Origin of the sequence: Vibrio sp. 2092 (assembly GCF_033339635.1) — a bacterium.
Classification (GTDB): domain Bacteria; phylum Pseudomonadota; class Gammaproteobacteria; order Enterobacterales; family Vibrionaceae; genus Vibrio; species Vibrio alginolyticus.
This window is the reverse complement of the sequence record NZ_JAWOUY010000020.1, coordinates 17957-30425: the sequence shown is the minus strand read 5'-3', so window position 1 is coordinate 30425 and position 12469 is coordinate 17957. Positions and strand designations below refer to the sequence as shown.

8 protein-coding genes are annotated in these 12469 nt (G+C 45.0%); all 8 read right to left on the bottom strand.

Translation table 11 applies throughout. The features are described from left to right. Positions 1-25: 25 nt before the first annotated feature. On the bottom strand, positions 26-1246 hold the full coding sequence (locus tag R7P80_RS24335; protein ID WP_017634904.1) for an ammonium transporter: 1221 nt from the start codon (positions 1244-1246) through the stop codon (positions 26-28). 342 nt (positions 1247-1588) lie between these two features. Then, complete coding sequence (locus tag R7P80_RS24330; RefSeq protein WP_053307099.1) at positions 1589-2470, bottom strand: immunity 49 family protein; 882 nt, start codon at positions 2468-2470, stop codon at positions 1589-1591. Positions 2471-2486: 16 nt separating this feature from the next. Beyond that, on the bottom strand, positions 2487-6866 hold the full coding sequence (locus tag R7P80_RS24325) for an RHS repeat-associated core domain-containing protein (RefSeq protein WP_225492020.1): 4380 nt from the start codon (positions 6864-6866) through the stop codon (positions 2487-2489). A 422-nt stretch (positions 6867-7288) separates the two neighbouring features. Then, complete coding sequence (locus tag R7P80_RS24320) at positions 7289-7705, bottom strand: hypothetical protein (protein WP_053307097.1); 417 nt, start codon at positions 7703-7705, stop codon at positions 7289-7291. Beyond that, the gene (locus R7P80_RS24315; RefSeq protein ID WP_053307096.1) at positions 7689-8741 is read right to left on the bottom strand and encodes a formate dehydrogenase subunit gamma; all 1053 of its coding nucleotides are present in this window, start codon (positions 8739-8741) and stop codon (positions 7689-7691) included. The genes R7P80_RS24320 and R7P80_RS24315 overlap by 17 nt, the downstream gene beginning before the upstream one ends. Before the next feature lie 14 nt (positions 8742-8755). Continuing rightward, a complete protein-coding gene (gene fdh3B / locus R7P80_RS24310; protein WP_005377536.1) occupies positions 8756-9364 on the bottom strand; it encodes a formate dehydrogenase FDH3 subunit beta in 609 nt (202 codons plus the stop codon). An 11-nt stretch (positions 9365-9375) separates the two neighbouring features. Further along, positions 9376-12231, bottom strand: a complete 2856-nt coding sequence (locus R7P80_RS24305) for a formate dehydrogenase subunit alpha (protein ID WP_213870151.1) — start codon at positions 12229-12231, stop codon at positions 9376-9378. 10 nt (positions 12232-12241) lie between these two features. Further along, entirely contained in the window at positions 12242-12442 is a 201-nt protein-coding gene (locus R7P80_RS24300) for a twin-arginine translocation signal domain-containing protein (protein ID WP_005377542.1), read from the bottom strand. Positions 12443-12469: the final 27 nt, after the last annotated feature.

Genomic DNA, 12469 nt, shown 5'->3' with positions numbered 1-12469 from the left:
GCTTTATGCCGCTCCCATATTGGCCTCAATCCTCGTTGGTCGAAGATATTTTATGAATGGCTAGGTCAGCGCCATTGAATTCGTCTTCTTCTGAAAGCCTCAGTCCCATACTGGTATTAATCGCACCGTAGACTACAAGTGCACCAAGCGCTGCGATGGAAAGGCCCAAAAGCGTTCCTAGAAGCTGAACGATAATGCTCACGCCACCTAGCCCACCCAATGCGCTTTGACCAAAAATCCCAGCGGCAATACCACCCCAAGCGCCACATACACCGTGTAAAGGCCAGACACCTAGCACATCATCAATCTTGGTTTTGTTTTGTAGGTGGGTAAAAAGATAAACAAATAGCACGCCAGCAATCGCACCTGTCACTAAAGCACCGATAGGATGCATTAAGTCTGAGCCCGCACATACAGCAACCAAGCCAGCTAGTGGGCCGTTATGAATAAAGCCAGGGTCATTCTTACCAGCCAACAGTGACGCGACAATGCCCCCGACCATTGCCATCAATGAGTTCATAGCCACCAAGCCACTTATGCCTGACACAGTTTGAGCTGACATGACGTTGAAGCCAAACCACCCCACACATAAGACCCAAGCTCCCAAAGCCAAAAACGGAATATTCGAAGGTGCAAAGTTGGTGTGCTTTCCTGCTCGAACTCTGCCTTTTCTCATGCCCAAAAACACGACGGCAACAAGCGCTATCCAGCCGCCAACACCATGCACAACGACTGAACCTGCAAAATCGTGGAAGCCATAACCAAAGGTATTTTCAAACCAAGCTTGAACACCAAAGTTTCCGTTCCAGATCATTCCCTCAAATAGTGGGTATACAATACCGACAGTGAAAAATGTTGCGATTAAAATCGGATAAAAACGAGCTCGTTCTGCGATACCACCTGAAACAATAGCGGGAATCGCTGCAGCGAAGGTCAGCAAGAAAAAGAACTTCACTAACTCGTAACCATTGCCTTGAGATAATGTCTCAGCATCAGCGAAGAAGGTGCCGCCATAAGCGACCCAGTATCCAATGAAAAAATACGCGATGGCGGATATACCGAAATCGGCCAAGATTTTAACTAAAGCATTAACTTGGTTCTTTTGGCGCACGGTTCCTACTTCAAGAAAAGCAAAACCAGCATGCATCAAAAAAACCATGATTGCGCCAAGTAGTAAGAAAAGTGTGTCGGAACTTTGCGTGAGAGTTTGTACAGCGCCGTGTACCTGATTGGCAGTTACACTCATTATGATTGTCTCCGTTGATCTGTAGCGCACTTATCCTGTGCATCAAAGTTAGGCTCATCACCAATTTGGTGAACTTAGTTTATAGAGCGTCTAACAGAGCAATTCTCATTCCATAATTTACATTTCTAACACTTACACTTTAATTTATTGTTTTGTATGAACTTTAATAAAATTATGCATTCTTGAAATGGTGCTTAACACGCTAATAAATGCACCAATGTGGTTTTAGTGCACCAACATAATGCGCACCATATAGCTCAACAAGCAGCAAACTCCCCACCATAAACATAAAAGCCACCTCATGAGAGGTGGCTTATATACTGAATTGCTAACTAAAGGGGTTTATCGAGTGATCTTCCCTGCTTTTACATCTTCTAACCAACGTCCTTCGACAAGATAGGGAGGAAGCCAACCAGTTTCAACAGATAGACGGTTGCCTTTGTCGTACCACATGCAAGCCATGCCAAGCAGAGGGAAGTTGATAAAAGTTCTGATGCCTATCCTATCTGGTCCTAATTCTCTAAGATGATATTTCTCTTGGAACTGTAGGTTTTTAACGAGCGCTTCCTCAAAATCATAACCAATATTAGTAGTGAGCGCTGCGAAGGTTTCTAGGATCCCCATCGCAATTTCCAACGCCCAGTTATCTCCTTGAGCTACCGCCGCGTCCATTGCTGAAACCAGCTTATCAGGATAATCTGATGTGCGATTGTGGAACGACTGAATGACGTCTACTAGCATATAAGACAGCTCACCCGCTTTGGTAGAGCTCTGTCTCATCAAAGAAATAGGAAAGTTTGCCAATACGTCCATGCTAGGTTTATCACGAACGATGACAGAGGTAAAATACGCATCTAGCCACATTGAGGGGCAAATGAAACCTGTTTTTAAAATACCTTCGCCTTTCCAAGTTATTTCAGGATGATCAGGTACCTTAACCGTCAAAGAGCTTTCAGGTTTTTGAGCCAGTCGATGATAGCTAGCTTGCATTATCGAGGCTTCAAATAGACGCAGCGTTCCTATTCGGTCATTTAGTTCAGACACTGGAAATAAAGTATATAACCTAACTTGCTCCCAAACCCCGTCTGTTAGATATATCAAGTTTTCTCGCTTTATTGTGATACGATGTTTTCTTTTCTCTAAGTTTTTTTCTATTTGTTTTGTATAGTAATTAAGTTCCTCAGTATTCAACTCGTAGGCTGCTTTTCTATTTATCTTTTTCATACTAACTTTACTTCCCTTAACCTAATTCTTCGAGGCTAATATCAAACTCTTTTACATTCACTTTAGATACGCCATCTGAAGCATCAATTTCTGCTTGGGTATGTAAATACCTGACTGGAATATCATCTTGCACTGCTGATGTAATTTCGTCTGCAGCAGCTCTTTCTGTTGTACCAGCTTTTTGTTCAGACATTAATTTAACGATTTCCGCCGCATATTTGCTTGTCCCTTGTTGATATGCTTCATTGCCAATTTTACGGCTACCGAGCGAACTGCTGCCACCTTTAGCCTCAACAATTATAATTTCGCCTGGTGGTGGCTCTTCCACCTTGTAAACCATATCAAAGTCGCCCGGCTTCGAAATTGAGGTTCCAATATCTTTGGGATGAAGCAGCTTAGCATTAGGACGTTTACTCCGGACAAAGTCATCCGCGGCCAACTCACCTATTTTTGCAGACTGTTGGTTAATATTACCAATTTGAGCGTTATATCCCTCTTCGCCAGATCGAGCGTCCATTGCCTCTTGACGCTCTTTCAAGCATTCATCAATTTTTGCTTTGTTTCTTTCTGTTAGCTCATAATCACTCGTATTGAGTTCAGAGTTTTCTTTATACTCTGCTTTATTTAGCACAAGATCTTCAGTAAAGATCGTGCAACTTTCTTCCCCGCCAACTTTCTCTGAGTCAAAAACATGCGCATTGACAAACTCCTCAATCCCAACAACATACTGCACTTCGTGTCGGCTGCCATCTGAGTGATTGATATGACGATAAAAAGTAATCTCGTTCTTCTCGCAATCAATATGGTCTAAATCGTACTCATATCGGATATGATTTTTACCTTTTGGTTTTCGGATTTTGACTTGCGAGCGAACGCCATCTTCTCCGACGGATGATTCTTTTGCTGCTTCTAAAATCTGATCGCAAACCTCTTGGGGGACATCGCTTTGCGCCTGATACTCTGCCAACATTTGACCCAAGCGTTTTAGCCCTTCTTCACAAAGGAAACCTGTTGGATCAATCCACTGGATAGGGTTGACTGCATATTGGTAATGATTAATACCACCAGCAATAGATATCGGATCTTGTTGGATAAAACGTCCTAGTTTAGGATCGTAATACCGAGCGAGGTTGTAATGTAAGTTGGTTTCTTGATCGAAGTACTGCCCTTGAAAACGCAGTGGATTTGCTACATTTTCAATATGTACATGAGCAAAGCCGTGAGCATCGTAGCTGGCACTCCATACAACATTCCCCTCGCAATCGATCAGTCGCTCTGGTTTACCAACTTGATCGCACTGGTACCAATAAATAACGTCATTTTCTAGCAGTGCCACTGGCGTGTAGGTTTCTGGTTGATATAGGTACCAACGGAAAGCACCTGAAGAGCGTTCACCAATTAAACGTTCACCTTCCCACAGGAACTCCGTAACGCCTTGTTGTGTAATTTTCTTCGTTCTGCGCCCTAATGCATCATATTCATATTGACTGATGCCATCGTCGGTGTGAACTTCAATGAGCTGATTTAACGCATCAAATACGCGAGTCTGAACGTGTCCTTGCCCCTCACGTTTTGTCTGATTTCCTTGCGCGTCATATTTGAACCGTACATCATCGTGTACTTCAATACGATCAGCGAATACCTCTGAAGATGGCAAAGTAGGATTGCCAAAACTATCGTATTCAAATTTAGTCACATCTCCGGAAGCATTGACTCGTTTAAGTTGCCCTAAGGCATCGTACTGATAGTGTGTTGCTCCTGCCGTATTATCAATGATTGATGAAATACGGTTTTGCGCATTGTAAACGTACTTTTTCTCTCTATCTGGCCAATGCTGTTCAACCAAACGACCAACACCATCATAAATGATGCGCTCATTAAAATATGCCGTTTCAATTTGGGAAACTCGTCCCATTTCATCGTAATGAAATTTGATTTGAGGTAAATCTAGGTTTCCAAACCGAATCGCTGAAAAACGCCCATATCGATCATAAGAGAAGTTCAGCTCCGTATTATCTGGCAGTACCTGAGATACGCGTTGGCCAACTCTGTTAAACTCCTGCGCTATCTCAAACTGGCCTTGAATGCGCTTTGTTAAATGCCCGAATGAAGAGTATTGGTATTGCAATGTGTGATGGCGATTGGATGCGAAAGTAAGTCGCCCACCAAGCGTATAATTGAAGTGGTTCTCTACAATATTGCTACCATTTCCTGCTTTGACGTGCTTGAGATAACCCGCAGCGTCATAGCGATACAGCACCGTCCTATCGGCGACTTGCTTACGATGGATCCGCCCCATATCGTCATAATCAAATTGGCTTTGTAGATTATCAAACCCGACAGTTCCTGACAGCTGGCCTTCATCGTCATACAGGAATTCGAACTCTAAGCCGTCACTCCGAACTAATTTAGTCAGGTTACGTTGTTGATCGTATTCGTAAGAAATATGGCTGCCATCGGGAAAGATGACTGCTTCTTGTTGCGCGAGTGCTCCCCATTGATATGAGGTAATGCCTGCTGGCGTTCGAATCTGAGCAACACGGCTGTGCTCATCGTAAGAATATTCTTCGCTATAACCGACTTTGTCTTCGTCGTTAAAATAACGAACTGATGTACGCCTGCCAAATTGATCATAAGCGAGTTGAGCAATACACCCATCGGGATAAGCAACGCCATTCACTAAATCTTCTTCATTGTAGCTATAACGAAGTAATGTACCGTCTATTTCATTCGCGATAAGTCTTTGTTGTTCATCCCACCACCACTGACTTTTCTTACCATCTTCAGACTCTTTTTTGACGACTTGCCCGTGTTTATCGTAATCATATTCCGTGACACAGCCAAACTGGTCGGTATCCCAAACTCTTTGACCGAGGCTATTGTAGTAAGCCTTCTCGATATCCCCATCTGGCGAAACCGTTTTAACTAACTTACCTAAGCCGTCATAACCATATTGAATTTCTTTGCCAGAGGAATGAAACTTAGAAACTAATTGACCATGCTGATTATATTGATAATTGACCGTTGACTGATCAGGATAGATAGCTTGCGCTTTTCGCCCTAATTCATCATATTGCCATCGCCAAGTTTTACCTGTGGGGCTTATTTTCTCGAGTAAGTTACCCTGCTCGTCATGCAAGAAAGACCATTGATGATCTAACGAGTCAGAATAAGAAGAGTGATTTCCCTGATAATGGAAGCGATAGTCATAAATTCCTGCGTCCCCAACGTTTCTGATGCATTTCGCTTTTGCACCTTCGCCATCCCATTCAAAATAATGAGTAAAGCCAGTTGGTCGTACACGCTTAACAATTAAATGGCCGCGGTATTGATACTGTTCCTTTAAGCCTAAATGATTAGTTGTACTGACCAAATCATCGTGCTCATCATAGGTATAAGTTGTCAGAACTTTTTGGGACTTTGCATTTAGCAGTTCTACAAGGCGTCCTTGCTTATCATATTGACATTCAAGAACCGGACGCTTGTTGTATGCAATCTCGATCAATCGACGGTTTCGAGAATACTGCAGTTGAAACGTTGAAAACGTGCCATTTCTGACTTGTTTAACAAGCCAACGATCATCTTTCTGTTCAAATCGATATTGATGCCCATTAGCGAGCGTCACGATCCGAGTTGCTGAATTTAGGAAATAACAGCTCGCACCAGTGTATATCTGGTAACTTGTTGCTCCAATATCTACTGGCTCAAATTCTGTGATATCTGCCTTATCGTCAACAAACTCCCAAGCGATAACATTGTCTTTCTCGTCCCTCTTTTCGCGTAATTCAAACTGAAATGCATGTCGCCAACCAAAGCCCATTCCATGATTTACATCCGACTGCGAAGAGCGGTAAGTACGCTGCCAAGTAGTACCTTGTTGTAGCTCGATATCATAGAGTTCGAGAATTTCTTCACCCGTCACAAGTGATACAGGATCACCGGCTTTCTCATGTTTTTCGCTGCTTTGTTGCTGAGGCTTGGCGGATGCGGCACTTCTGCCACTCTTTTTATTCGACTTCCCCTTTCCCTTCGATGGTTTTGCATTGACGGTATTTTGAGTCGGTGGAGGCGTAACCGCTGACGAGAGTGCGTAGTTTTCGCCGGTAGGTACAATTCGAGCGACATGCAAGTCACCGTTCACCAAAGCATTGGCAAACGTTGAATTATAGTGTTGGGAAGTAAGCTCACCGTCAGGTATGTTTGGCTTGAATTGACCAATCGCATAGAACAAGTCCTCGACAGAGCGAAGGTCAAGCTCACCAAAGCTCTCAAGAAACTCTATTGCCTCTTGTTTGGTCACGAATGTTTTAGGTTCGCCGCTAGTAAGTAACTGACCAGAGAAGTGATAACTTTCGCCAAAGCGATTCGTGATAGGAATGACGAATTGAGGGATCATAGCCGTAACGTGTTTGTCCTTTTCTTACCTTGCCGCATCATTTAATGCTCGTTTCGCTCTTTTTATTTGTGAGAGCAAGATGCCTTAATCAAACATCCTCCGATAGAGATTCCTCTGTATGCGTAGACTGAATGTATTGATGGCAATTTTCACGTATGCAACTCTTTGAGTTTCTGAGCGCTGCGTACTTTAACGGGACGATGAATCCTGAGTAAATGAACAATAGCGTGAGTGAGACTAATGTCTCATCGTGACGCGATTTTTTTACATGTTTCTTACTTAACTATGATTTTCTGCCCAGTTACGTAAATTCACTCAATAAGTTGCATCAAGTATCACCCCTGCGACTCAACGCTTCATATTTGAGACAAAACAGCAACAAAAAACCGCCTATTAAGGCGGTTTTGCTTAAAGAATACTGATTAAAGGTTTGGACCTGTCGATGGTCTGTGTGGTTGGTTATTGAGCAGTTGCTGCATCCCTTGAAACATTCGCATAAACCACACCAAGATGGCTAATGCAGCAAACACCATCCCTACCCAAGGAATAAAGTAAGCGATGGTTTTAAGCAAAGTACTATGCAACCAATAATCACTCACGCCAACGAGTACACCATTAGAAGTCGCGACGGTGACGATCAACACAACAAAAAACGTCAGGTAGAGAAAGAAGGTGCGAATTAAACCGTAGTAATGAGAAATCACTACGTCGCTGTCTTCTCCCTTATCTAATCGGTAACCCGCATAGATAATTGCGATAACGCCTGAAATCAGAAACGTAAACGGGGTCAGACAGCTCAGGATGTACGCAACCCAAATTCCGTTATGAGGTTTGTTCATTCGCTTTCGCTCCTTTTACTTCCGTTTGTGCCGTATCTGTTTCGCCCATTGCTTCTTTGGATTTCACTTCTTCATACCAAAGATCGTGATGCTCTTTCGCCCATGTTTCATCAACTTCACCTGTCACCATGCCTTCTAGCGCACCTTCCATACCGAATAGACCAATATAGATATGGAAGATAAAGCCACAGATTAGAATCAGCGCCGAAATCGCATGAACTAAGTTAGAAAGCTCCATGTCACGGCGAGTTTGGCCAAAGATAGGAAAGTCCAGAACTAAGCCACTCACTGCCGCGATAGCACCACAGAAGATTAACAACCAATAGATTGCCTTCTCACCACCGTTTGAGAAACCAGCTGACGGATGTGTGCCTTTGTGTTTACCAACCATGCCGCCCATTTTCATAAACCAACGAACATCTGTCATGTTTGGAATCGACTTGCGCCACCATTTAAAGAGCACGAGCATCAGTAAAATGAAGAACAATGGTCCCATGTAATTGTGGTACTGCTTCGCCAACATGACGATAAAGCCCCAGAACTCAGTAGGAACGTACGGTTTTAAGAAGTGCTTACCGTAAACCAGCATCAAACCACTGAATGCCAACGTTAAGAATGTAAACGCCATACTCCAGTGAAGCGCGCGGTCTAAACGAGACCAACGCTTCATCTTTTTACCGGTACGCGGCTTGCTAAGCATCAAAGGACCAACGAATACGTAAGCCATGATAACCATCGCGATACTGCCGAAAATCGCGACAGCACCCGCTGGAGACATCCATTTCTCTTTTAGAATGTACCAAGTCTCACCAGGTTTACTGATCAATACGCCATGTTCTGGCGATTGAGACGTGGTGTAGCCTTCTTGCCCCTCTCTGACTTCGCGCCAATAGTCTGCCCCGGCGAGTTGCGTGATCTCCTGTTGAATAACTTTAGAAGATTGTTCCTCTGCTGAAGCAGGCATTGCGAAAGTCAGCAGCAATGCCGTCATCATTGACAGCATTGCTAGAGATGCACGTTTAAGCGTGTTTAACATGTGCCTCTCCTTACTTAGCTTTTTGTCGCATCGTAAGAAAGATCGTTTCCGTCTGTCCAACCTGCGTTTTTCGCGCCGCGTTCTACCACACGTTGACGGAAAATGTCAGAGACTTTCTCTGCGTCACCCGCAAGCAGCGCTTTGGTTGAACAAAGCGATGCACACATCGGTAACTTGCCTTCTGCGATACGGTTCGCACCGTACTTTTGGCGTTCTTCCTCAGAGCCTGGCTCTGTTTCTGGGCCGCCCGCGCAGAAAGTACATTTATCCATTTTGCCACGTTCACCAAACGCTTCTTGTTTAGGAAATTGAGGTGCGCCAAACGGACAAGCAAACAAACAGTAACCACAACCAATACACAGATCTTTATTGTGAAGAACGATGCCGTCTTCGGTATGTTCGAAACAGTCTGCTGGACAAACTGCCATACAAGGCGCATCGGTACAGTGCATACAAGCAACAGAGATGGAGTTTTCACCAGCTTCACCGTCGTTTAGTGTCACCACGCGGCGACGTTGAATGCCCCATTCAAGCGCATCGTCGTTTTCGTTCTTACATGCAGTAACACAGCCGTTACACTCGATACAGCGTTTGGTGTCACATAGAAATTTCATTCGTGCCATTGTCAGACTCCTTACGCTTTACGAATGTTACATAGGGTTACTTTGGTTTCCTGCATCAAGGTAACCGGGTCGTAACCGTAAGTGGTTGCCGTGTTGGCCGATTCGCCAACAACGTAAGGCTGTGTACCTTCTGGGTATTTAGGACGTAGGTCTTCACCTTCGAACTTACCGCCAAAGTGGAACGGAATGAACGCCAAACCAGGTTTCACACGACGTGTTACCATCGCTTTCACCTTGATTCGTCCTTTCTCTGCACCTTCAACCCAAACATCATCACCATCTCTAAAGCCAAGATCGTTCGCGTCTTTCGGGTTCACTTCAACAAACATTTCTTGTTGAAGCTCGGCAAGCCAAGGGTTTGAACGCGTCTCTTCACCACCACCTTCGTATTCAACCAGACGGCCAGAAGTCAGAACGATTGGGTACTCGCCCGATTTGTCTTGCTCTTGAATGGATTTATACAACGTAGGAACACGGAAGATTGCATCTTTGTCTTCCCAAGTTGGGTAATCCGTTACAAGGTCACGACGTGGTGTGTAAAGTGGTTCACGATGCAGTGGCACACGGTCTGGGAACGTCCAAACAATCGCACGCGCTTTCGCGTTACCAAATGGAATACAACCGTGCTTGATCGCGACACGCTGAATACCGCCAGAAAGGTCAGTCTTCCAGTTTTTACCCTCTGCTGCCACTTTCTCTTCAGCAGTTAAGTCGTCCCACCAACCAAGTTGTTTCAACAACTTGTCAGTGAACTCTGGGTAACCGTCTTTGATTTCACAGCCTTTCGAATAACTGTCTTCTGCAAGAAGGCTCTTGCCTTCAAATTCCACACCAAAGCGCGTACGGAAGTTACCGCCACCTTCTGCAACCGTCTTAGACGTATCGTACAGAATGTGTGTACCTGGGTGTTTCATTTCCGGTGTACCCCAACATGGCCAAGGTAGACCGTAGGTTTCACCGTTGACAGGGCCACCTTCCGCTTCCAATGTGGTTTTGTGGAACGTATGCCAGTTTTGTTGGTGCGCTTTCAAACGCTCTGGGCTTTGGCCTGTGTAACCAATCGTCCACATGCCTTTGTTGAATTCACGCGTTAGGTCTTCAATCACCGGCTGGTTGTTTTCAACACGGATGTTTTTGAACAGAAGATCGGAATAGCCCAGTTTCTTCGAAAGCAGGTACATGATTTCGTGGTCTGGTTTTGATTCAAACAAAGGTTCAATCACCTGATCACGCCATTGTAGAGAGCGGTTAGATGCGGTAACGCTGCCGTGTGTTTCAAACTGTGTTGTTGCAGGAAGCAGGTAAACGCCGTCGGTACGGTCGTTCATTACCGCAGCAACCGTTGGGTATGGGTCCACAATCACCATCATGTCCAACTTCTGCATCGCTTTTTTCATCTCAACACCACGTGTTTGAGAGTTCACTGCGTGTCCCCAGTAGAACATTGCGCGGATGTTTTCGCGTTGACGAATGTTGTCTTTGTTTTCCAGTACACCATCAACCCAACGAGATACAGGAATACCTGCACTGTGCATTGGTTTCTGACCGCTATAAGCGTTGTCATCGAAACGACCTTTGATCCATTCGTAATCGATTTCCCACACTTTTGACCAATGACGCCAAGCGCCTTCAGAAAGGCCGTAGTAGCCCGGTAGCGTGTCAGAGAGCACGCCAAGGTCGGTTGCGCCTTGTACGTTATCGTGACCACGGAAGATGTTTGCACCGCCGCCTGATTTACCAATGTTTCCAAGCGCTAGCTCAAGCACACAGTAAGCACGTGTGTTGTTGTTACCAGTAGTATGCTGAGTACCACCCATACACCAAACAATACAGCCCGGGCGATTTTCAGAAAGCAGTTTTGCTGTTTGGTAAACGTCTTCTTCGCTTACGCCTGTTACGCGCTCAACTTCTGCTGGCGTCCATTTCGCCACTTCAGCACGGATTTCATCCATACCGAATACACGTTGACGGATGAACTCTTTATCTTCCCATTGGTTTTCGAAGATGTGCCACAACACACCCCAAATGAATGCTACGTCAGAACCAGGACGAAGTGAGACATAGTGATCTGATTTCGCTGCCGTACGTGTACGACGAGGATCCGCTACGACGATCTTACAGTTGTTCTTCTCTTTTGCGATCAGAATGTGCTGCATCGCTACTGGGTGTGCTTCAGCTGGGTTTGAACCAATGAATAGCATCGACTTACAGTTGTGCATGTCATTGAAAGAGTTGGTCATCGCACCGTAACCCCAAGTGTTCGCTACACCCGCCACGGTTGTTGAGTGACAAATACGCGCTTGGTGGTCAACGTTGTTCGTACCCCAAAGTGATGCCATTTTGCGGAACAAGTACGCTTGTTCGTTGCTGTGCTTTGCGCTTCCCAAGAAGTAAACCGAATCAGGGCCGGACTCTTTACGGATGTCCATCACCTTGTTACCGATTTCTTCGATCGCTTGATCCCAAGAAAGCTTTTTCCACTTCCCGTTTTCAAGCTTCATTGGGTATTTTAGACGACGCTCACCGTGACCATGTTCACGCAGTGCTGCGCCTTTTGCACAGTGACCACCGGCGTTAAATGGGTGGTCGAATGCAGGCTCTTGACCCGTCCAAACACCATTTTGAACTTCTGCGTAAATACCACAACCCACTGAGCAGTGAGAACAGATAGTACGTTTTATTTCTGTTTTCGCTTCTGGACCGACTGATTTTGCTTGCGCTTTTTTCATCATTCCCGGTGCGAATAGACTAGCACCAACCACTGCGCCACCAGCGGCAAGCGAAGTGTTTTTCATGAATGCACGACGAGATACGCCAAGCTGATTCGTTTCTTTGCTCACACTGTCGGAGCGTTTGACAAGTTTCATCCGTTATCTCCTAAAGTGTGTCGTAGTAATCGCGAATGTGTTGAGTTTCACGATACCCTTTCTTCTTCACGTCGTTTTCAGAAGGCTCAACCGTTTCTGAAGCAACGGCCACTTTCGTGGTTCCCGCAACAACAGCACCGGCAACGGCAGCGGTTGTGAAGCCTTTTAGGAGATCCCTACGGCTTGTGTTTATTTCTTTATTATCTTTCATCATTGCTTCCTTACCTTACGGTAGATC

Coding starts and splice junctions, on each gene's coding strand:
- R7P80_RS24335 (WP_017634904.1), bottom strand. CDS start 1,246: ATGAGTGTAACTGCCAATCAGGTACACGGCGCTGTACAAACTCTCACG.
- R7P80_RS24330 (WP_053307099.1), bottom strand. CDS start 2,470: ATGAAAAAGATAAATAGAAAAGCAGCCTACGAGTTGAATACTGAGGAA.
- R7P80_RS24325 (WP_225492020.1), bottom strand. CDS start 6,866: ATGATCCCTCAATTCGTCATTCCTATCACGAATCGCTTTGGCGAAAGT.
- R7P80_RS24320 (WP_053307097.1), bottom strand. CDS start 7,705: ATGAACAAACCTCATAACGGAATTTGGGTTGCGTACATCCTGAGCTGT.
- R7P80_RS24315 (WP_053307096.1), bottom strand. CDS start 8,741: ATGTTAAACACGCTTAAACGTGCATCTCTAGCAATGCTGTCAATGATG.
- fdh3B (WP_005377536.1), bottom strand. CDS start 9,364: ATGGCACGAATGAAATTTCTATGTGACACCAAACGCTGTATCGAGTGT.
- R7P80_RS24305 (WP_213870151.1), bottom strand. CDS start 12,231: ATGAAACTTGTCAAACGCTCCGACAGTGTGAGCAAAGAAACGAATCAG.
- R7P80_RS24300 (WP_005377542.1), bottom strand. CDS start 12,442: ATGAAAGATAATAAAGAAATAAACACAAGCCGTAGGGATCTCCTAAAA.